The organism is Pseudomonas sp. BN515 (genome assembly GCF_029873155.1).
In the GTDB taxonomy this organism is placed as follows: domain Bacteria; phylum Pseudomonadota; class Gammaproteobacteria; order Pseudomonadales; family Pseudomonadaceae; genus Metapseudomonas.
Genome location: NZ_SSOH01000083.1, coordinates 90,789 through 113,021 on the forward strand (window position 1 = coordinate 90,789; position 22,233 = coordinate 113,021).

Genomic DNA, 22,233 nt, shown 5'->3' on the forward strand with positions numbered 1-22,233 from the left:
CCCGGTGCATGCACCGGGGTTTTTCTTTTCTGCTCCACGGCCAATGGTCTGCAACGTCTTGCCAGGCCGTGGCGCACTCCTAGAATCTGCAGAAAACCCTGGAGCTCCTGTCGTGCCGCGCCTCCTGCTGCTGATTCTGCTATTTGCCTCCTCTACTCTGCGCGCCGGCGACCTGGAACTACTGGTCAGTCAGCCCCGGCTAGGCGAGATACTGGACAAGCTGAAAGCCAACAGGCACCCGCACTTCGCTGTAGTGGACTATGGCCGCGCGTCCACCCTGCCGCGCTTCTATCTGTTCGACAGCCGCAGCCACGCCCTGCTCGGCAGCTTCCGCGTCGCCCATGGCAAGGGTTCGGACCCGGATCACGATGGTTTCGCAGACAGCTTCTCCAACGATTTCGGAAGCCGCTCCAGTTCCCTGGGCCTGTTCCGCACGTCACAGGTGTTCGACAGCGACGAGCCGGGCCACGGCCGCTCCATGCGTCTCATCGGGCTCAGCGCGAGCAATAGCAATGCCGAGGAGCGCGCCATCGTCATTCACGCCAACGCGTACATGGAAGACGACTTCATCCGCGAGCACGGCGTACCTGGGCGCAGCTATGGCTGCCTGGTACTGGCAAGAGTGGATCGCGACCGCGTGATAGAGCAGCTCTCGGGAGGAGCGCTGATTTTCGCCATCAGCCAGAAGTTCCCCTCAGTCGCCAGCGAATGACGCAAGACGTGCGCCAGGTCCCACGCAACAGCATCTCCACATCTCTGTCATTGTTCCGTCGCTTTTGGGAATTAGCGTCAGGTCTCCGTCGATTCGCCTGCGTGGAGACCCGCCTTGAACGAACACAACGACAACGCCGTGCTCTTTGGTAACGGCGACGAACTGCCCAGCAACACCTCCAACAACCCGCACATCAACGACCTGATCGGTGGCCTCAACCGCCGCCAGGTACTGATCGGTGGCGCCGCCGCGAGCGCCCTGGCCTTCCTTGGTGCAGCCCTTCCAGGCGACGCGATGGCCGCCGACTCGCAGGCCAAGGGCTTCCCCCTCAAGCCGCGCTCGCGCCTGCCCTTCGATGCCATCCCCACTGGCCGCGCCGACACCATCACCGTGCCGCCAGGCTACAAGGCCACACCGTTCATTCCGTGGGGCACGCCAATCACGGGCCGCTATCCGGCCTTCCTCGATGATGCCAGCAACAGCGCCCAGGATCAGGCCGAGCAGATCGGCATGCACCATGACGGCATGCACTTCTTCCCCATCGACGCCCGTCGCGGCCCAGGCAAGCGTTCCGACCACGGCCTGCTGGTTCTCAACCACGAGTACATCGATGCCCCGCTGCTGCACCCCAACGGCCCGACCGTGGTCAGCGGCAAGCGCACCATCGCTGAAGAAGTCCGCAAGGAAATCAACGCTCACGGCGTTTCAGTGGTCGAAATCCGCCGCAATGTAAACGGCGAATGGGAAGTAGTGCCGAGCCGCCGCAACCGCCGCATCACCGCCGCCACGCCGATGCAGATCACCGGGCCGGCCCGCGGCCACAAGCTGCTGCAAACCCGCTACAGCCCGCAGGGCACCGCCACTCGTGGCACCCAGAACAACTGCTCCAACGGCTTCACGCCCTGGGGCACCTACCTCACCTGCGAGGAGAACTGGGCCGGCTACTTCGCCACCCGCGATACCGGCCTGCCGCGCGAACTGCAGCGCTACGGTCTGCGCAGCAGCAGCCGCTTCGGCTGGGAAACCCTGCCGGGCGACGAATTCGAACGCTTCGACGCGACCCGCAAAACCGCCGACGCCACGGGCGACTACCGCAATGAGCCGAACCACTTCGGCTGGATCGTCGAGATCGATCCCTTCGACCCGGATTCCACCCCGGTGAAGCACACTGCTCTGGGCCGATTCGCCCACGAAGGCCTGATCTTCGCCCCGACCAAACCCGGCTACCCCGTGGTCTGCTATTCCGGCGACGATTCGCAGAACGAGTACATCTACAAGTACGTCAGCCGCGACAAGTACCGCCCCGGCCAGGCCAATGGTCGTCTGCTGGACGAAGGCACCCTCTACGTCGCCCGCTTCAATGCCGACGGCAGCGGCGACTGGCTGCCCCTGGACATCAACGATCGCAACTTCCTCAAGGCCTGCCTGGCCGCAGGCGTCACCTTTGCCGACCAGGGCGACGTGCTGATCAACACCCGCCTGGCCGCCGATGTCGTCGGCGCCACCCGCATGGACCGCCCGGAATGGGGCGCAGTTAATCCGGACAATGGCGAGGTGTACTTCACCCTCACCAACAACACCTCCCGCACCACCGCAGACGCCGCAAACCCGCGCACGGCCAACGCCTACGGCCACATCATCCGCTGGCGCGAAAACAGCCGCGACCACGCAGGCAGCCGTTTCGATTGGAACATCTTCCTGCTCGCCGGCCCCGAGGGCGACAGCCGTGGCCCGGATGGCAAGCCCCTGGGCGCGCAGAACATCCTCGCCAGCCCGGACGGACTCTGGTTCGACGACGAAGGCCGTCTGTGGATCCAGACCGACATGAGTGGCAGCCAGCTCAGCGCCGGCCCCTTCGGCAACAACCAGATGCTCGTAGCCGACCCGCGCAGCGGCGAACTCAAGCGCTTCCTGGTGGGCCCACTGGGTGCCGAAGTCACCGGTATCAGTGCAACACCGGACTTCCGCACCCTGTTCATCAACATCCAGCACCCGGGTGAAGGCTCCACCGCGACCAACCTGCTCAGCGCCTGGCCGGACGGCCCGGGCAAGCGCCCCCGCTCTTCCACCGTGGTCATCCAGCGCGAGGACGGGCGTCGCATTCTCTGACTCCCCTCAAGGCTTGGGCCGACCCACTCGGGTCGGCCTCTTTTTTCCTACACCCGCAAGAGTGCTTGAACAAAAACAAATGGAATTGTCGCAATTATGAAAGCGATTCGAAGAGCAACTTCGGGACTTTCGGGGAATATTTGATCAGGCAATTTCAAAGTTCTTCGAGACAACTCACGTGTAGTGACTAATTAACCACCAATCAAATGCTAATGCCTATCATTAGCACTTCATGCGAGACCCTTGCTGCGACATAAGGCCGCAATCAGACCAAGGCCTAAGAAAATCATGAAAGCCTTGTGCTTCGTGGCCTGCAGAGGAGCAAGACGTCAAGAATCAGGCTCCGAAGGCAATTTTTTGGCCTGAAAAATTTACTTGCACACCCGGTCAGGCATAAAATTGTCGGAATCGATTGCCAGGGCATCATTTGCTGCTCGGCATTAAACCTTTTAACGCAAGTGAACGCCGTTCCTTGTCTTAAGGAGTTCCGGCATGTCGGAAGCAACTGCCATCATCTCCCACAACTGGGGTTTCGCTGTTTTCCTGTTGGGCGTCGTCGGCCTCTGCGCCTTCATGATCGGTGTCTCCAGCCTGCTCGGCAGCAAGGCCATCGGTCGTAGCAAGAACGATCCCTTCGAGTCCGGCATGTTGCCCACTGGCACCGCCCGCCTCCGCCTCTCCGCAAAATTCTATCTGGTCGCGATGCTCTTCGTGATCTTCGACGTCGAAGCCCTCTTTCTCTTCGCTTGGTCCGTCTCCGTCCGCGAAAGCGGTTGGGCCGGTTTTATCGAAGCAACCATTTTCATAGCAATTCTGTTGGCAGGTCTTGTCTACCTTTGGCGCATCGGGGCGCTTGATTGGGCTCCCGAAGGTCGTCGCAAGCGGCAGGCGAAGCTAAAACAATGAGGCTTTGGCAATGCAATACAAACTTACTCGGATCGATCCGGATGCGACCTATGAGCAGTATCCGATCGGCGAGCGGGAGACTGTTTCCGACCCGCTGCTAGAAGATCAGGTGCACAAGAACATCTTCCTGGGCAAGCTTGAGGATGTTCTCAACGGCGCAGTCAACTGGGGTCGCAAGAACTCCCTGTGGCCGTACAACTTCGGCCTCTCCTGCTGCTACGTGGAGATGACCACCGCCTTCACCGCGCCGCACGACATCGCGCGATTCGGTGCGGAGGTCATTCGTGCATCACCGCGCCAGGCTGACTTCATGGTCATCGCCGGCACCTGCTTCATCAAGATGGCGCCGGTCATCCAGCGCCTCTATGAGCAGATGCTGGAGCCCAAGTGGGTGATCTCCATGGGTTCGTGCGCGAACTCCGGTGGCATGTACGACATTTACTCGGTCGTTCAGGGCGTGGACAAGTTCCTGCCTGTGGACGTCTACATTCCCGGCTGCCCGCCCCGTCCGGAGGCGTTCCTGCAAGGCCTGATGCTGCTGCAGGAATCCATCGGCCAGGAGCGCCGCCCGCTATCCTGGGTCGTGGGGGACCAAGGCGTCTATCGTGCCGATATGCCCTCCGAGCGAGAAAAGCGCCGCGAACAGCGTATTCAGGTCACCAACCTGCGCAGCCCCGACGAAGTCTGAGCCTGTTCTTCTCCGGAAGACCCCAGGCTCATTCTTTACGTTGACCGATAGCGACCGAGACCATGACTGCAGACACCGTTCTGTCTATTCCGCCTTACAAGGCTGACGACCAAGACGTCGTCGTAGAGCTCAATTCCCGCTTTGGCGCCGAAAGCCTGACTATTCAGTCGACCCGCACCGGCATGCCGGTGATCTGGGTTGCCCGTGACAAGCTGATCGACGTCCTCAAATTCCTGCGCAACCTGCCGCGCCCCTACGTCATGCTGTACGACCTGCACGGCGTGGACGAGCGCCTGCGCACCCAGCGCCGCGGCCTGCCGAACGCCGACTTCACGGTGTTCTACCACCTCATGTCGCTGGAGCGTAATAGTGACGTGATGATCAAGGTGGCCTTGTCCGAGGGCGACCTCAACCTGCCTACCGTCACCGGCATCTGGCCGAACGCCAACTGGTACGAGCGCGAAGTCTGGGACATGTACGGCATCACCTTCGCCGGCCATCCGCACCTGTCGCGGATCATGATGCCCAACACCTGGGAAGGTCACCCGCTGCGCAAGGACTACCCGGCGCGCGCCACCGAATTCGATCCCTTCAGCCTGACCCTGGCCAAGCACCAGCTTGAAGAAGAAGCTGCACGCTTCCGCCCGGAAGACTGGGGCATGAAACGCCACGGCGAGAACGAGGACTACATGTTCCTCAACCTCGGCCCGAACCACCCCTCCGCCCACGGTGCGTTCCGTATCATCCTGCAGCTGGACGGCGAAGAGATCGTCGACTGCGTGCCGGAAGTCGGTTACCACCACCGCGGCGCCGAGAAGATGGCTGAGCGCCAGTCCTGGCACAGCTTCATTCCGTACACCGACCGTATCGACTACCTCGGCGGCGTGATGAACAACCTGCCATACGTCCTCGCGGTCGAGAAACTCGCCGGCATCAAGGTGCCGCAACGCGTCGACTTCATCCGCGTGATGATGGCCGAGTTCTTCCGGATCACCAGCCACCTGCTGTTCCTGGGCACCTACATCCAGGACGTGGGCGCCATGACCCCGGTGTTCTTCACCTTCACCGACCGCCAGCGCGCCTACAAGGTGATCGAAGCCGTCACCGGCTTCCGCCTGCACCCGGCCTGGTACCGCATCGGTGGCGTCGCCCATGACCTGCCGCGCGGCTGGGATGGCCTGGTGAAAGAGTTCGTCGAATGGCTGCCCAAGCGCCTCGACGAGTACGAAAAGGCTGCCCTGAAGAACAGCATCCTGCGTGGCCGTACTATCGGCGTCGCCCAGTACAACACCAAGGAAGCCCTGGAATGGGGCGTCACCGGTGCTGGCCTGCGCTCCACCGGCTGCGACTTCGACCTGCGCAAGGCACGTCCCTACTCCGGCTACGAGAACTTCGAGTTCGAAGTGCCCCTGGCCCACAACGGTGACGCCTACGATCGCTGCATGGTCCGCGTGGAAGAGATGCGCCAGAGCATCCGCATCATCGACCAGTGCCTCAAGAACATGCCGGAAGGCCCGTACAAGGCGGATCACCCGCTGACTACGCCGCCGCCGAAAGAGCGCACGCTGCAGCACATCGAGACCCTGATCACCCACTTCCTGCAGGTTTCCTGGGGCCCGGTCATGCCGGCCAACGAAGCCTTCCAGATGATCGAGGCGACCAAGGGCATCAACAGTTACTACCTGACCAGCGACGGCAGCACCATGAGCTACCGCACCCGGATCCGGACGCCCAGCTTCCCCCACCTGCAGCAGATCCCTTCGGTGATCCGCGGCAGCATGGTGGCAGACCTGATCGCCTACCTGGGCAGTATCGACTTCGTAATGGCTGACGTGGACCGCTGATCATGAGCACCCTTATCCAGACCGACCGTTTCGTCCTCAGCGAAACTGAGCGCTCGGCCATCGAGCACGAAATGCATCACTACGAGGACCCGCGCGCGGCGTCCATCGAAGCCCTGAAGATCGTCCAGAAAGAGCGTGGCTGGGTGCCGGACGGCGCCGCTGACGCCATCGGCGCGATCCTCGGCATCCCCGCCAGCGACGTCGAAGGCGTGGCTACCTTCTATAGCCAGATCTTCCGCCAGCCGGTTGGCCGCCACGTCATCCGCGTGTGCGACAGCATGACCTGCTACGTCGGCGGCCATGAGTCCGTCGTTGCCGAAATGCAGAAGCAACTCGGCATCGGCCTTGGCCAGACCACCACTGACAGCCGCTTCACCCTGCTGCCGGTCTGCTGCCTCGGCAACTGCGACAAGGCCCCGGCCGTGATGATCGACGACGACACCTTCGGCGACGTACAACCTGATGGCGTTGCCAAGCTGCTGGAGGCCTACCAATGAAGACCCTCACCTCCATCGGTCCGGCCAACCGCATCGCCCGCAGCGAAGAAACCCATCCGCTGACCTGGCGCCTGCGTGAAGACGCACAGCCGGTATGGCTTGATGAGTACCAGCAAAAGAACGGCTACGCCGCTGCCCGCAAGGCCCTGACCGAGATGGCCCAGGCCGATATCGTGCAGCAGGTCAAGGACTCCGGCCTCAAGGGCCGCGGCGGTGCGGGCTTCCCCACCGGCGTGAAGTGGGGCCTGATGCCGGCCGACGAATCCATGAACATCCGCTACCTGCTGTGCAACGCGGACGAAATGGAACCCAATACCTGGAAGGACCGCATGCTCATGGAGCAGCTGCCCCACCTGCTGGTGGAAGGCATGCTGATTTCCGCGCGCGCCCTCAAGGCCTATCGCGGCTACATCTTCCTGCGCGGCGAATACGTCGACGCGGCGCGCAACCTCAATCGCGCCATCGACGAAGCCAAGGCCGCTGGCCTGCTGGGCAAGAACATCCTCGGCAGCGGTTTCGACTTTGAACTCTTCGTCCACACCGGCGCAGGCCGCTATATCTGTGGTGAAGAGACCGCACTGATCAACTCGCTGGAAGGCCGCCGCGCCAACCCGCGTTCCAAGCCGCCCTTCCCTGCCGCCGTCGGCGTCTGGGGCAAGCCCACCTGCGTCAACAACGTTGAGACCCTGTGCAACGTGCCGGCGATCGTCGCCAACGGTGTTGACTGGTACAAGACCCTCGCCCGCCCGGGCAGCGAAGACATGGGCACCAAGCTCATGGGCTTCTCCGGCAAGGTGAAGAACCCCGGTCTGTGGGAGCTGCCCTTCGGCGTTCCGGCTCGCGAGCTGTTCGAAGACTACGCTGGTGGGATGCGCGACGGTTTCAAACTGAAAGCCTGGCAGCCCGGCGGTGCCGGTACCGGCTTCCTGCTCCCGGAACACCTGGATGCGCCCATGTACGCAGCCGGCATCGCCAAGGTGGGCACCCGTATGGGTACCGGCCTGGCACTGGCCGTGGACGACAGCATCAACATGGTCTCCCTGCTCCGCAACATGGAAGAGTTCTTCGCCCGTGAGTCCTGCGGCTGGTGCACTCCGTGCCGTGACGGCCTGCCGTGGAGCGTGAAAGTGCTCCGTGCGCTGGAGCGTGGCGAAGGCCAGGCCGGCGACCTGGAGACCCTCGAGCAGCTCGTCAGCTTCCTCGGCCCAGGCAAGACCTTCTGCGCCCATGCACCGGGCGCCGTCGAGCCACTGGGCAGTGCGATGAAGTATTTCCGTCCGGAGTTCGAGGCAGGCATCGCCAGCCAGATTCCGGCAGCGCGTCCGATTCCCGTCGGCGCCTGAACAGAAGAATTCGCGCAGCGGCGGCCGCTCACCCGGCCCCGCGCGCACGCTGATTCCATTAGCCAAAGCCCGGTCACACGGGCAGATGAAGACTGAACCATGGCCACTATCCACGTAGACGGCAAGACGCTCGAAGTCGATGGTGCAGACAACCTCCTGCAGGCCTGTCTGTCCCTCGGACTCGACATCCCCTACTTCTGCTGGCACCCGGCGCTCGGTAGCGTCGGCGCCTGCCGCCAGTGCGCGGTCAAGCAGTACACCGACGAGAACGACAAACGCGGTCGCCTCGTCATGTCCTGCATGACACCCGCCACCGACAACACCTGGATTTCCATCGACGACGAAGAGGCCAAGCAGTTCCGCGCCAGCGTCGTCGAATGGCTGATGACCAACCACCCGCACGACTGCCCCGTGTGCGAGGAAGGCGGTCACTGCCACCTGCAGGACATGACGGTAATGACTGGCCACAACGCCCGTCGCTACCGCTTCACCAAGCGTACCCACCAGAACCAGCAGCTCGGCCCGTTCATTTCCCACGAGATGAACCGCTGCATCGCCTGCTATCGCTGCGTGCGCTACTACAAGGACTACGCTGGCGGCACCGACCTCGGCGTCTACGGTGCCCACGACAACGTCTACTTCGGCCGTGTCGAAGACGGTGTGCTGGAGAGCGAGTTCTCCGGCAACCTGGTCGAGGTCTGCCCGACCGGCGTGTTCACCGACAAGACCCACTCCGAGCGCTACAACCGCAAGTGGGACATGCAGTTCGCCCCGAGCATCTGCCACGGCTGCTCCAGCGGCTGCAACATCAGCCCCGGTGAGCGCTACGGCGAGATCCGCCGCATCGAAAACCGTTTCAACGGCTCGGTGAACCAGTACTTCCTCTGCGACCGCGGCCGTTTCGGCTACGGCTACGTCAACCGCGAAGACCGTCCGCGCCAGCCGCTGCTGGGCAACCAGCACCTTGGTCTGGACGCTGCGCTGGACAAGGCCGCCGAGCTGCTCAAAGGCAAGCGCGTGATCGGCATCGGCTCGCCGCGCGCCAGCCTCGAAGGCAACTTTGCCCTGCGTGAACTGGTAGGCGCCGAGAACTACTACTCTGGTATCGCCGCCCAGGAACTCGCAAACCTGCGCCTGATCCGCGACATCCTGCAGAACGGCCCGCTGCCAGTACCCACCCTGCGCGACGTCGAGAAGCACGACGCGATCTTCGTCCTCGGTGAAGACCTGACCCAGACCGCTGCCCGCATGGCCCTCGCCCTGCGCCAGGCCGTCAAGGGCAAAGCCACCGATATCGCCGCCTCGATGAAAATCCAGGATTGGCACATGGCTGCCGTGCAGAACGTCGCCCAGGACGCCCTGAACCCGCTGTTCATCGCCAGCGTCACCGCTACCCGCCTGGATGACGTTGCCGCCGAAAGCGTCCACGCCGCTCCGGCCGACCTCGCCCGCATCGGTTTCGCCGTGGCCCACGCCATCGACCCGAGCGCGCCGGCTGTGGAAGGGCTGGAAGGCGAAGCTGCCGAGCTGGTCAAGCGCATCGCCGATGCCCTGCTCGCAGCCAAGCGTCCGCTGGTTATCTCCGGCGCTTCCCTGGGCGAGAAGGCCCTGATCGAAGCCGCCGCCAACATCGCCAGCGCACTGAAGAACCGTGAGAAGAATGGTTCCCTCAGCCTGGTGGTGCCGGAAGCCAACAGCATGGGCCTGGCCCTGTTCGGCGGCGAGTCCGTTGATGCCGCCCTGGAAGCCCTGACCGCAGGCAAGGCCGATGCCGTCGTCATCCTCGAGAACGACCTGTATCGCCGCGCCGATGCCGCCAAGGTCGATGCCGCCCTGGCAGCAGCCAAGGTCGTGATCGTTGCCGACCACCAGCAGACCGCTACCGTCGAACGCGCCCACCTGGTGCTGCCGGCCGCCAGCTTCGCCGAAGGCGACGGCACCCTGGTCAGCCTGGAAGGCCGCGCCCAGCGCTTCTTCCAGGTCTTCGACCCGACCTACTACGACGCCAACATCCTCGTTCGCGAAGGCTGGCGCTGGCTGCACGCGCTGCATAGCACCCTGCAGGGCAAGTCCGTCGACTGGACCCAGCTGGACCAGGTGACCTCCGCCTGTGCCGACAGCAGCCCGCTGCTGGCTGGCATCCGCGATGCCGCGCCGACCGCCTCCTTCCGCATCAAGGGCCTGAAGCTCGCTCGCGAACCGCATCGCTACAGCGGTCGCACCGCCATGCGCGCCAACATCAGCGTGCACGAGCCGCGTCAGCCCCAGGACAAGGACTCCGCATTCGCCTTCTCCATGGAAGGTTATGCCGGCACCAAGGAAGACCGTCAGCAGATTCCGTTCGCTTGGTCCCCGGGTTGGAACTCCCCGCAAGCCTGGAACAAGTTCCAGGACGAAGTCGGCGGCCATCTGCGCGCTGGCGACCCGGGCGTCCGCCTGATCGAGGCCAAGGGCAACGCCCTGCCCTGGTTCAGCATCAACGCCGCCTTCAACCCGGCCCAGGGCACTTGGCAGGCTGTGCCGCTGCACCACCTGTTCGGCAGCGAGGAGAACAGCTCCCGCGCCGCTCCGGTGCAAGAGCGCATCCCGCAGCCCTACGTGGCCCTGGCCAAGGACGAAGCTGATCGCCTCGGCGTCAATGACGGCGCCCTGCTCGCCCTGACCGTCAACGGCCAGACCCTGCGTCTGCCGCTGGCCATCAAGGAAGAGATGGGTATCGGTCTGATCGGCCTGCCTGCCGGCCTGCCGGGTATCCCGGCCGTCTTCGCCGGTGCCGTCGTCACTGCCGTACAGGAGTCCGCGCAATGAGCTGGCTGACGCCCGAACTGATCGACATCGTCGTTGCCGTCCTCAAGGCCATCGTCATCCTGTTGGCGGTGGTCGTGAGCGGTGCGCTGCTCTCCTGGGTGGAACGTCGCCTGCTGGGCCTGTGGCAGGACCGTCACGGTCCGAACCGCGTCGGCCCCTTCGGCGCCTTCCAGCTGGGCGCGGACATGATCAAGATGTTCTTCAAGGAAGACTGGACTCCGCCGTTCGCCGACAAGCTGATCTTCACCCTGGCGCCCATCATCGCGATGAGCGCCCTGCTGATCTCCTTCGCGGTCATTCCGGTCACTCCCACCTGGGGCGTGGCCGACCTGAATATCGGCATCCTGTTCTTCTTCGCCATGGCCGGTATCGCGGTATACGCCGTGCTCTTCGCCGGCTGGTCGAGCAACAACAAGTTCGCCCTGCTCGGCAGCCTGCGCGCCTCGGCCCAGACCATCTCCTACGAGGTGTTCCTGGCCCTGTCGCTGATGGGCATCGTGGCGCAGGTCGGCTCGTTCAACATGCGCGACATCGTTGAATACCAGGCCCAGCACCTGTGGTTCATCATTCCGCAGTTCTTCGGCTTCTGTACCTTCTTCATCGCCGGCGTCGCCGTGACCCACCGTCACCCGTTCGACCAGCCGGAAGCGGAACAGGAACTGGCCGACGGTTACCACATCGAATACGCCGGCATGAAATGGGGCATGTTCTTCGTGGGCGAGTACATCGGCATCGTGCTGATCTCCGCCCTGCTCGTGACCCTGTTCTTCGGCGGCTGGCACGGCCCGTTCGGCATCCTGCCGCAGATCCCCTTCATCTGGTTCGCACTCAAGACCGGCTTCTTCATCATGCTGTTCATTCTGCTGCGCGCGTCCATCCCGCGCCCGCGCTATGACCAGGTGATGGCCTTCAGCTGGAAGGTCTGCCTGCCGCTGACCCTGATCAACCTGCTGGTGACCGGCGCCCTGGTGCTGGCCGCGGCCCAGTAAGGAGAAATGCCATGATCAAAGAAATCATCCATGTCGTGCATGGCACCTTCACCCAGCTGCGAAGCCTGGTGATGATCTTCGGCCATGCCTTCCGCAAGCGTGACACCCTGCAATACCCGGAAGAGCCCGTATACCTGCCGCCGCGCTACCGTGGCCGCATCGTCCTGACCCGCGACCCCGATGGCGAAGAGCGTTGCGTAGCCTGCAACCTCTGCGCCGTTGCCTGCCCGGTTGGCTGCATCTCCCTGCAGAAGGCCGAAACCGACGATGGCCGCTGGTACCCCGAGTTCTTCCGCATCAACTTCTCCCGCTGCATCTTCTGTGGCCTGTGCGAAGAAGCCTGCCCCACCACCGCGATCCAGCTGACCCCGGATTTCGAGATGGGCGAGTTCAAGCGCCAGGACCTGGTGTACGAGAAGGAAGACCTGCTGATCTCCGGCCCGGGCAAGAACCCGGACTACAACTTCTATCGCGTGGCAGGCATGGCCATCGCCGGCAAGCCGAAAGGCGCCGCGCAGAACGAAGCCGAGCCGATCAACGTGAAGAGCCTGCTGCCCTAAGGAGACGCGCGTGGAATTCGCCTTCTATTTCGCCGCCGGTGTGGCCGTTCTCTCCACCCTGCGTGTGATCACCAACACCAATCCGGTGCATGCCCTGCTGTACCTCATCGTCTCGCTGCTGGCGGTGTCGATGTGCTTCTTCGCCCTCGGCGCCCCCTTTGCCGGCGCCCTGGAAATCATCGTCTACGCGGGCGCCATCATGGTGCTGTTCGTCTTCGTGGTGATGATGCTGAACCTCGGACCGGCAATTGCCGAACAGGAAAAGAAGTGGCTCAAGCCCGGTATCTGGACCGGTCCTGCGCTGCTCTCCCTGATCCTGCTGGCCGAACTGCTGTACGTGCTGTTCGGCAATGCCAGCGGCGCCACCATCGGTCACACAACCGTGGACTCCAAGGCAGTCGGCATCGCCCTCTTCGGCCCGTACCTGCTCGCCGTGGAACTGGCTTCCATGCTGCTGCTCGCAGCCCTGGTCGCCGCCTTCCACCTCGGCCGCCACGAAGCTAAGGAATAAGCCATGAACGCAATCCCACTGGAACATGGCCTCGCGGTCGCCGGCGTGCTCTTCTGCCTCGGCCTCACCGGCCTGATGGTGCGCCGCAACATCCTCTTCGTGCTCATGAGCCTGGAAGTCATGATGAACGCCGCCGCGCTGGCCTTCGTGGTCGCCGGCGCCCGCTGGGCCCAGCCTGACGGCCAGATCATGTTCATTCTGGTGATCAGCCTTGCAGCCGCCGAAGCCTCCATCGGCCTGGCGATCCTGCTGCAGCTGTACCGCCGCTTCCATACCCTCGATATCGACGCTGCCAGCGAGATGCGCGGATGAACCTTCTATTCCTCACTTGCCTGTTCCCGCTGCTTGGCTGGTTCATCCTGGCCTTCTCCCGCGGGCGTCTCTCCGAAAACACCTCCGCTGTCATCGGCGTCGGCTCCGTGGGCCTGTCGGCCCTGGTCGCCGCCTCGATCATCTGGCAGTTCAACGTGGCCCCGCCGGAAGGCGGCGTCTACACCCAGGTGCTCTGGCAGTGGATGAGCGTGGCGGGCTTCGCGCCCAGCTTCACCCTCTACCTGGACGGCCTGTCGCTGACCATGCTCGGCGTGGTCACCGGCGTTGGCTTCCTGATCCACCTGTTCGCTTCCTGGTACATGCGCGGTGAAGAGGGCTACTCCCGCTTCTTCGCCTACACCAACCTGTTCATCGCCAGCATGCTGTTCCTGGTGCTGGGCGATAACCTGCTGTTCCTCTACTTCGGTTGGGAAGGCGTGGGTCTGTGCTCGTACCTGCTGATCGGCTTCTACTTCAAGCACACGCCCAACGGCAACGCAGCGCTCAAGGCCTTCATCGTTACCCGCGTGGGTGACGTGTTCATGGCCATCGGCCTGTTCATCCTGTTCTTCCACCTGGGCACCCTGAACATCCAGGAGCTGATGAAGCTGGCCCCCGAGAAGTACGTGGCCGGTGACGCCTGGCTCTGGGTCGCAACCCTGATGCTGCTCGGTGGTGCCGTGGGCAAATCCGCCCAGCTGCCGCTGCAGACCTGGCTGGCGGACGCGATGGCGGGCCCGACCCCGGTTTCCGCACTGATCCACGCGGCAACCATGGTGACCGCGGGCGTATACCTGATCGCCCGTACCCACGGACTGTTCCTGCTGACCCCGGAAATCCTCGAACTGGTCGGTATCGTTGGTGGCGTGACCCTGGTCCTGGCCGGCTTCGCCGCCCTGGTGCAGACCGACATCAAGCGCATCCTCGCCTACTCCACCATGAGCCAGATCGGCTACATGTTCCTCGCCCTGGGCGTGGGTGCATGGGACGCGGCAATCTTCCACCTGATGACCCACGCCTTCTTCAAGGCCCTGCTGTTCCTTGCCTCCGGTGCAGTGATCAACGCCTGCCACCATGAGCAGAACATCTTCAAGATGGGCGGCCTGTGGAAGAAGCTGCCGCTGGCCTACGCGAGCTTCATCGTCGGTGGTGCGGCCCTGGCGGCCCTGCCGCTGGTTACCGCGGGCTTCTACTCCAAGGACGAGATCCTCTGGGAAGCCTTCGCCAGTGGCCATGCCGGCCTACTCTACGCTGGCCTGGCGGGTGCCTTCCTGACCTCGATCTACACCTTCCGCCTGATCTTCATCGCCTTCCACGGTGAAGCGCAGACCGAAGCCCACGCCGGCCATGGGGTTGCCCACTGGCTGCCGCTGAGCGTGCTGATCGTGCTGTCCACCTTCGTCGGCGCGCTGATCACCCCGCCGCTGGCTGGCGTCCTGCCGGAAAGCGTCGGCCATGCCGGTGGCGAAGCCAAGCACAGCCTGGAAATCGCTTCGGGCGCCATCGCCCTGGCGGGCATCCTGCTGGCCGCCCTGCTCTTCCTCGGCAAGCGCCGCTTCGTCAGCGCCGTTGCCCAGAGCGCCCCGGGCCGCTTCCTCGGTGCCTGGTGGTATGCCGCCTGGGGCTTCGACTGGCTCTACGACCTGCTGTTCGTCAAACCCTACCTGCTGGTCTGCCGCCTGCTCCGTCGCGATCCCATCGACGGCACCATCGGCCTGGTCCCGCGTGTAGTGAAGGGCGGCAACTTCGCCCTCAGCCGTAGCCAGACCGGCCAGCTGCGCTGGTACGCCGTATCCATCGTCGGCGGAGCCGTGCTCGTGCTCGGCGCCGTGCTGCTGACCTGAATCTTCTTAAGGAATTGAGCCCGTCATGATTCTGCCCTGGCTAATCCTGATTCCCTTCATCGGCGGCCTGCTCTGCTGGCAAGGTGAGCGCTTCGGCGCCACCCTGCCCCGCTGGATCGCCCTGCTCACCATGTCCCTGCTGTTCGTCCTCGGCCTCTGGCTGTGGGCGACTGGCGACTTCACCCTGGCTCCCGCGCCCGGCACCGAGCCGGTATGGGCGCAAGAGTTCAAGGTGCAGTGGATCGAGCGCTTCGGCGTCACCATCCACCTGGCCCTGGACGGCATCTCCATCCTGATGATCGTCCTCACCGGCCTGCTCGGTGTGCTGTCCGTGCTCTGCTCCTGGCGTGAAATCCAGAACCGCGTCGGCTTCTTCCACCTCAACCTGATGTGGATCCTCGGCGGCGTGGTTGGCGTGTTCCTCGCCATCGACCTGTTCCTGTTCTTCTTCTTCTGGGAAATGATGCTGGTGCCGATGTACTTCCTCATCGCGCTCTGGGGTCACAGCGGCAGCAAGGGCAAGACCCGCATCAACGCCGCCACCAAGTTCTTCATCTACACCCAGGCCAGCGGCCTGATCATGCTAGTGGCCATCCTCGGCCTCGTACTGGTGAACTACAGCAACACCGGCGTACTGACCTTCAACTACGCCGACCTGCTGAAGGCCCAGCTCGCTCCGGGCACCGAATACCTGCTGATGCTCGGCTTCTTCGTTGCCTTCGCGGTGAAGTTCCCGGTGGTTCCGTTCCACTCCTGGCTGCCCGATGCCCACGCCCAGGCCCCGACCGCGGGCTCCGTGGACCTCGCCGGCATCCTGCTGAAAACCGCCGCCTACGGCATGATCCGCTTCGCCCTGCCGCTGTTCCCCAATGCCTCGGCCGAGTTCGCGCCGATCGCCCAGTGGCTCGGTGTGTTCGCCATCGTCTACGGTGCCTTCCTGTCCTTCGCCCAGACCGACATCAAGCGCCTGGTGGCCTACTCCAGCGTGTCCCACATGGGCTTCGTGCTGATCGCCATCTACTCCAGCAGCCAGATCGCCCTGCAGGGCGCCATCGTGCAGATGATCGCCCACGGCCTCTCCGCCGCCGCACTCTTTATCCTGTGCGGCCAGTTGTACGAGCGCCTGCACACCCGTGACATGCGCGAGATGGGCGGTATCTGGAACCGCATGCCCTACCTGCCGGCCATCAGCCTGTTCTTCGCTGCCGCTGCACTGGGCCTGCCGGGCACCGGCAACTTCGTTGGCGAGTTCCTGATCCTGGTCGGCTCCTTCCAGCAAGTACCGTGGGTTGCCGTCCTGGCTTCTACCGGCCTGGTGTTCGGTTCCGTCTACTCGCTGATCATGATCCACCGCGCCTACTTCGGTCCGGCGAAGAACGATAACGCCTACGAAGGCCTGCGCTATCGCGAGCTGAGTATGGTCCTGGGCCTCGCCGCCCTGCTGATCCTGCTCGGCGTTTACCCGCAACCGGTACTGGATACCTCCGCTGCGACCATGCATGGCGTGCACCAGTGGCTGGATTCCGCCGTCAATCAACTCGTTGCCCGGTAAGTAGGTTATGGAATTCACGACTCAACACCTGATTGCCCTGCTACCGCTGCTGGTCACCTGCGCCACCATCGTCGTGGTGATGCTGGCCATCGCCTGGAAGCGGCACCACTCCTGGACCTTCGGCCTCTCGGTCATCGGTCTGAACCTCGCCCTGCTGTCCATCATCCCGGCACTCAAGGTCGCTCCCCTGGAAGTGACCCCGCTGATGATGATCGACAACTTCGGTGCCTATTACATGGCGCTGGTCCTGGCCGGCACCCTCGCCTGCGTCACCCTGATCCACGCCTACCTGGGCGGTGAATCGGGCAAGGGCTACCCGGGCAACCGCGAAGAGATGTACCTGCTGATCCTCCTGTCCGCCGCTGGCGGCCTGGTGCTGGTCACCGCGCAGCACCTGGCCGGCCTGTTCATCGGCCTGGAGCTGCTGTCGGTTCCGGTCTACGGCCTGGTGGCGTACGCCTTCTTCAACAAGCGCTCCCTGGAAGCCGGCATCAAGTACATGGTGCTGTCCGCCGCCGGTTCCGCCTTCCTGCTGTTCGGCATGGCCCTGCTCTACGCCGACGCCGGCAGCCTGAGCTTCAGCCAGCTGGCCGCAGCCGGCACCTCCAGCGTGATCTCTCAGCTCGGCATCGGCATGATGCTGATCGGCCTGGCGTTCAAGCTGTCCCTGGTGCCCTTCCACCTCTGGACCCCGGACGTGTACGAAGGCGCCCCGGCGCCGGTGGCCGCCTTCCTGGCCACCGCCAGCAAGGTTGCTGTGTTCGCCGTGCTGCTGCGTCTCTACCAGCTGTCCCCGGCCACCGCCGGCGGCTGGCTGAACGACCTGCTGACCGTCATCGCCATCGCCTCCATCCTGTTCGGCAACCTGCTGGCGCTGGTGCAGAACAACATCAAGCGTCTGCTGGGCTACTCCTCCATCGCCCACTTCGGCTACCTGCTGGTGGCGCTGATCGCGAGCAAGGGCCTGGCCGTGGAAGCCATCGGTGTCTACCTGGCCACCTACGTGCTGACCAGCCTGGGCGCCTTTGGTGTCGTGACCCTGATGTCCACCCCCTACAGCGGCCGTGACTGCGACGCCCTGTACGAGTACCGCGGCCTGTTCTGGCGCCGTCCGTACCTGACCGCCGTGCTCACCGTGATGATGCTGTCGCTCGCCGGCATCCCGCTCACCGCAGGCTTCATCGGCAAGTTCTTCGTGATCGCTGCCGGTGTCGAATCCGGCCTGTGGTGGCTGCTGGGTGCCATGGTCCTGGGCAGCGCCATCGGCGTGTTCTACTACCTGCGCGTCATGGTCACCCTGTTCCTGGTGGAGCCGAACCTGCGTCGTCACGATGCAGACCTGCACTGGGCCCAACGCGCTGGCGGCATCATGCTGCTGTTCGTAGCCCTGCTGGCCTTCTTCCTCGGTGTCTACCCGCAGCCGCTGCTGGACCTGGTCCAGCACTCCGGCCTGGTGGCCCTGGCCAACTAAGGCAAGCCTGCAAAACAAAAAACCCGGCCAAGCGCCGGGTTTTTTCTTGTTCGCGGGAATCAGCTCAGGGCTTCTTTTCCAGTTGGGCGCCATGCCCCGTCTTGTTGTCGAACCATGCGTCTGCGTCTACCGACCGGTGCAATTGCAGGTCATTGAAGGCCTGGCTGACGGTCTGGGTATAGGTGCCTTGCTGCGCATCGAAACGCTCATGCATCCCACCGCCGGCGGCCGGGTCCACCTTGCGGGCAGCCACTGCGCCCTCCTCCACAAGCGACATTATCGACAGCGGCGCAAACGCCGACGGTCAAGGCTGGGTTATGAGCGGGTAAACCGGTTGATGCAGCCGCAGCCAGAAAGCACAGCGGGGTTGCCGATTTCTCGGCAACCCCGCTGCTAATGGGTCGAAATGATGAAGCGAACGCCCGTGCTGACGTGCCCTAGAGCACCATCGCCGCGGCCCAGCCAAAGGCCAGCAGGGGCAGGTTGTAGTGCAGGAACGTGGGCACCACGGTGTCCCAGATATGGTTGTGCTGGCCATCCACGTTCAGACCCGAAGTCGGACCCAGGGTGGAGTCAGACGCGGGAGACCCGGCGTCGCCCAGCGCACCGGCGGTGCCAACGATGCTGACGATCGCCAGCGGGCTGAAGCCCAGCTGCACGCACAGCGGCACGAAGATCGCCGCGATGATCGGCACGGTGGAAAAGGACGAACCGATGCCCATGGTCACCAGCAGGCCCACCAGCAGCATCAGCAGCGCCCCCAGCGGCTTGCTGTGGCCGATCCAGCCGGCCGAAGCATCCACCAGGGTCGCCACCTGGCCGGTTTCGCGCATCACCTCGGCAAAGCCCGACGCGGCGATCATGATGAAGCCGATCATGGCCATCATCTTCATACCCTCGGTGAACAGGTCGTCCGCTTCCTTCCAGCGCACCACGCCCGACAACGAGAAGATCACGAAGCCCAGCAGCGCGCCGATGATCATCGAGTCCAGCCAGAGCTGCACCACGAACGCAACCAGGATGGCCACGCCGGCCACGCCGAGGCTCATCGGGTTGTAGGCGACGCTCACCTGCTCGGCCTGGGCGATGCGCTCCAGGTCATAGGTACGCTTGCCGCGATAACTGACGAACACCGCGATGAACAGGCCGGCGACCATACCCAGCGCCGGTATCAACATCGCCTCGGTGACATTCACTCCGGTAACGTCGACGCCACTTTTCACCACATTCGCCAGCAGGATCTCGTTCAGGAAGATGTTGCCGAAGCCCACCGGCAAGAACATGTAGGGCGTGATCAGGCCAAAGGTGATCACGCAGGCGATCAGCCGGCGGTCGATGGAAAGCCGCGTCAGTACGTACAGAAGAGGAGGAACCAGCAACGGGATGAAGGCGATGTGGATCGGCAGGATGTTCTGCGAGGAGATCGCCACGCACAGCAGCAGGGCGACCAGCAGCCATTTCAGTGCATTGCCGCCGTTGGCCTCCTGGCGGCCCACCAGGGCCAGGGCCTTGTCCGCCAGCGCATGGGCCAGGCCGGAACGCGCAATAGCTACAGCGAATGCGCCCAGCAGCGCGTAGGACAGTGCCACGGTGGCGCCGCCACCCAGCCCCTTGTTGAAAGCCGCAAGAGATCCGTCGATCCCAAGGCCGCCGACCAGGCCACCCACCAGTGCGCCAATGATCAGGGCCACCACCACGTGCACCCGGCACAGGCTGAGGACCAGCATGATCCCCACCGCCGCCACTACCGCATTCATCGCCTCTCCTCAGCTTTGCAGGCCATGCCGGCCGCGAAAAAAAGCGCGCACTCTGCCCAAACCGGGAGCGACTGTCAAAAGCGTTCGGAATATTGGGCGTAGCGTGCATAATTCTTGCCTGCAAATTGCGCCCTCGTGCATTCCGCACGGCTATTCGTCGTCTTCGCGTCAAGAAATTGCCGTCCGTGCCGACAACGAATGAAGTTCCGACGAGACAGAAGGAAGTCCCAATGCCGTTCAATCGCCTGTCCATCCAGTGGAAAATCACCCTGCTAACCGGCCTATGCCTGCTGGCCATCGTGACCCTGCTGGTCGGTTCGTCCCTCTACCAGTCCAAGCGCAGCGCCAGCCTGGTGAAGGCCGACAGTAGCCGGATGCTCGACCAGAGCGCCCGTCAGCGCCTGCAGGCCCGCGCGGAGTTGCAGGCAATCCGCATCCAGCGCTACTTCATGGACAACTACCAGTACGGCAAGGGCTTCTCGCGCCAGGTGCTGTTCCTCAAGGAACAGGCGGAAAAGCGCTTCCTCGACGCCTTCGACCTGCGTGAGGACCTGACCCGCCAGGTCCGCACCAGCCTGGAAGCCAACCCGGAAATCCTCGGCCTCTACCTGGTCTTCGAGCCCAACGCCCTGGACGGCAAGGACGAACTCTTCGTCGACCAGGCGGAACTGGGCAGCAACGACAAAGGCCGCTTCTCTCTTTATTGGGCCCAACCCACCCCCGGCAAACTGGAATCGGAATCCATGACCGAGGAGCTGCTCGCCGACAGCAGCACCGGCCCTAGCGGCGCGCCCTACAACGCCTGGTACACCTGCCCGATGAAAACCGGCCAGGCCTGCGTGCTGGACCCCTACTTCGATAACGTCGGCGACCGCCAGGTGCTGATGACCAGCATCGCCTTCCCGCTGCAGCTCAACGGCAAGACCGTCGGCGTCATGGGCCTGGACATCAACCTGGAAAGCCTCCAGCAGCTGAGCATGTCCGGTAACCACGAGCTGTATGACGGCAACGGCCACGTCAGCATCCTCAGCCCGGCTGGCCTGCTCGCCGGCCACAGCCGCGACGCCAGCCTGCTCAGTGCAAAGCTGGAAAAAGCTTTTGGCGAAAACGCCAGTGAACTGGCCGGCAACCTCCAGGCCGGTAAAACCGTGGAGCTCCAGCACAACGGCATGCTGCGGGTGATGCAACCGTTCAAACCGATCCCCACCGCCGCGCCCTGGAGCGTGCTGCTGGAAGTACCGGAAAAGGTCCTGCTCGCGCCGGCACTGGAGCTGGACGCCAAACTCGATTCGCAGAACCACACCGCCAACCTCGTCGGCCTGCTGATCGGCCTCGTCGCTGGCGTCGCCGGCCTGCTGCTGGTCTGGCTCACCGCCCGGGGCGTGACCCGGCCGATCCAGGGCGTGGCCAGCATGCTCAAGGACATCGCCAGCGGCGAAGGCGACCTGACCCGCCGCCTGGACTACGCCCGCCAGGACGAGCTGGGTGAGCTGGCCGGCTGGTTCAACCGCTTCCTCGACAAGCTGCAGCCGATCATCGCCGACGTGAAACGCTCGGTGCAGGACGCCCGCGGCACCGCCGACCAGTCCGCCGCCGTGGCCAGCCAGACCAGCGCCGGCATGCAGCAGCAGTACCGCGAAGTCGACCAGGTGGCCACCGCCTCCCACGAGATGAGCGCCACCGCCCAGGACGTCGCCCGCAGCGCCGCCCAGGCTGCCGAAGCCGCTCGCGGCGCCGACCATGCCACCCAGGAAGGCCTCGGCGTGATCGGCAAGACCACCAGTGCCATCGAGCAACTGGCCAGCGAGATGAGTGCGGCGATGGAAGAAGTGCAGGCGCTGGCCAACAGCAGCGAGCAGATCGGCTCGGTGCTGGAAGTGATCCGCGCCATCGCCGAGCAGACCAACCTGCTGGCCCTCAACGCCGCCATCGAGGCGGCGCGGGCCGGCGAGGCCGGGCGCGGCTTCGCGGTGGTGGCCGACGAGGTGCGCAACCTGGCCAAGCGCACCCAGGACTCGGTGGAGGAAATCCGCCAGGTGATCGAGGGCCTGCAGCACGGCACCCGCGAGGTGGTCGGCTCGATGCATAGCAGCCACCGCCAGGCGCAAGGCAGCGTCGAGCAGGTGGAGCAGGCGGTGGCCGCCCTGCAACGCATCGGCGAGGCGGTGACGGTGATCACCGACATGAACCTGCAGATCGCATCCGCCGCCGAGGAACAGAGCGCGGTGGCCGAGGAGATCAACCGCAACGTGGCGGCGATCCGCGACGTCACCGAATCCCTCTCCGGCCAGGCCGAGGAATCGGCCCAGGTCAGCCAGGCCCTGAACCGC

The 22,233-nt window shown here is 64.0% G+C and carries 18 protein-coding genes; 16 read left to right on the forward strand and 2 right to left on the reverse strand.

Annotation, left to right across the window (positions count from 1 at the left end; genetic code table 11):
• Positions 1–112 precede the first annotated feature (112 nt).
• The 15 genes from E8E91_RS23505 to nuoN all read left to right on the forward strand — a co-directional run bounded on the left by E8E91_RS23505 (position 113) and on the right by nuoN (position 18,146).
• A complete protein-coding gene (locus E8E91_RS23505) occupies positions 113–712 on the forward strand; it encodes a murein L,D-transpeptidase catalytic domain-containing protein (protein ID WP_280379238.1) in 600 nt (199 codons plus the stop codon).
• Between the two features lie 114 nt (positions 713–826).
• Positions 827–2,821: a PhoX family phosphatase gene (locus E8E91_RS23510; RefSeq protein ID WP_280379241.1), complete on the forward strand. Its 1,995-nt coding sequence runs from the start codon at positions 827–829 to the stop codon at positions 2,819–2,821.
• Between the two features lie 492 nt (positions 2,822–3,313).
• Complete coding sequence (locus E8E91_RS23515; RefSeq protein WP_077524433.1) at positions 3,314–3,727, forward strand: NADH-quinone oxidoreductase subunit A; 414 nt, start codon at positions 3,314–3,316, stop codon at positions 3,725–3,727.
• A gap of 10 nt (positions 3,728–3,737) precedes the next feature.
• On the forward strand, positions 3,738–4,415 hold the full coding sequence (locus tag E8E91_RS23520) for an NADH-quinone oxidoreductase subunit B (protein WP_077524434.1): 678 nt from the start codon (positions 3,738–3,740) through the stop codon (positions 4,413–4,415).
• 62 nt (positions 4,416–4,477) lie between these two features.
• Positions 4,478–6,259 (forward strand): NADH-quinone oxidoreductase subunit C/D, encoded by a 1,782-nt coding sequence (gene nuoC / locus E8E91_RS23525; RefSeq protein WP_280379244.1) that lies wholly within the window; start codon positions 4,478–4,480, stop codon positions 6,257–6,259.
• Entirely contained in the window at positions 6,256–6,756 is a 501-nt protein-coding gene (gene nuoE, locus E8E91_RS23530; RefSeq protein ID WP_107504067.1) for an NADH-quinone oxidoreductase subunit NuoE, read from the forward strand. Before nuoC ends, nuoE begins: the two co-directional genes overlap by 4 nt.
• Complete coding sequence (gene nuoF, locus E8E91_RS23535; protein WP_179058399.1) at positions 6,753–8,099, forward strand: NADH-quinone oxidoreductase subunit NuoF; 1,347 nt, start codon at positions 6,753–6,755, stop codon at positions 8,097–8,099. Before nuoE ends, nuoF begins: the two co-directional genes overlap by 4 nt.
• A gap of 99 nt (positions 8,100–8,198) precedes the next feature.
• A complete protein-coding gene (gene nuoG / locus E8E91_RS23540) occupies positions 8,199–10,907 on the forward strand; it encodes an NADH-quinone oxidoreductase subunit NuoG (RefSeq protein WP_280379248.1) in 2,709 nt (902 codons plus the stop codon).
• Entirely contained in the window at positions 10,904–11,896 is a 993-nt protein-coding gene (gene nuoH / locus E8E91_RS23545; protein WP_280379250.1) for an NADH-quinone oxidoreductase subunit NuoH, read from the forward strand. Before nuoG ends, nuoH begins: the two co-directional genes overlap by 4 nt.
• 11 nt (positions 11,897–11,907) lie before the next feature.
• Positions 11,908–12,456: an NADH-quinone oxidoreductase subunit NuoI gene (gene nuoI / locus E8E91_RS23550; RefSeq protein ID WP_077524440.1), complete on the forward strand. Its 549-nt coding sequence runs from the start codon at positions 11,908–11,910 to the stop codon at positions 12,454–12,456.
• A gap of 10 nt (positions 12,457–12,466) precedes the next feature.
• Positions 12,467–12,967: an NADH-quinone oxidoreductase subunit J gene (gene nuoJ / locus E8E91_RS23555; RefSeq protein WP_280379251.1), complete on the forward strand. Its 501-nt coding sequence runs from the start codon at positions 12,467–12,469 to the stop codon at positions 12,965–12,967.
• Between the two features lie 3 nt (positions 12,968–12,970).
• Positions 12,971–13,279: an NADH-quinone oxidoreductase subunit NuoK gene (gene nuoK / locus E8E91_RS23560; RefSeq protein WP_077524442.1), complete on the forward strand. Its 309-nt coding sequence runs from the start codon at positions 12,971–12,973 to the stop codon at positions 13,277–13,279.
• Entirely contained in the window at positions 13,276–15,123 is a 1,848-nt protein-coding gene (gene nuoL, locus E8E91_RS23565; RefSeq protein ID WP_280365329.1) for an NADH-quinone oxidoreductase subunit L, read from the forward strand. Before nuoK ends, nuoL begins: the two co-directional genes overlap by 4 nt.
• A gap of 25 nt (positions 15,124–15,148) precedes the next feature.
• On the forward strand, positions 15,149–16,675 hold the full coding sequence (gene nuoM / locus E8E91_RS23570) for an NADH-quinone oxidoreductase subunit M (RefSeq protein WP_280379254.1): 1,527 nt from the start codon (positions 15,149–15,151) through the stop codon (positions 16,673–16,675).
• A gap of 7 nt (positions 16,676–16,682) precedes the next feature.
• Positions 16,683–18,146, forward strand: coding sequence for an NADH-quinone oxidoreductase subunit NuoN (gene nuoN / locus E8E91_RS23575; protein ID WP_190833418.1), 1,464 nt, complete (start codon positions 16,683–16,685; stop codon positions 18,144–18,146).
• 64 nt (positions 18,147–18,210) lie between these two features.
• Here the strand turns inward: nuoN and E8E91_RS23580 are convergent, their stop codons facing one another.
• Positions 18,211–18,399 (reverse strand): hypothetical protein, encoded by a 189-nt coding sequence (locus tag E8E91_RS23580; protein ID WP_280379256.1) that lies wholly within the window; start codon positions 18,397–18,399, stop codon positions 18,211–18,213.
• A gap of 184 nt (positions 18,400–18,583) precedes the next feature.
• Positions 18,584–19,903 (reverse strand): Na+/H+ antiporter NhaC family protein, encoded by a 1,320-nt coding sequence (locus tag E8E91_RS23585; RefSeq protein WP_280379258.1) that lies wholly within the window; start codon positions 19,901–19,903, stop codon positions 18,584–18,586.
• 230 nt (positions 19,904–20,133) lie between these two features.
• Here E8E91_RS23585 and E8E91_RS23590 point away from each other — a divergent pair.
• The coding region (locus E8E91_RS23590) for a methyl-accepting chemotaxis protein (RefSeq protein WP_280379260.1) at positions 20,134–22,233 on the forward strand (2,100 nt) is incomplete at its 3' end.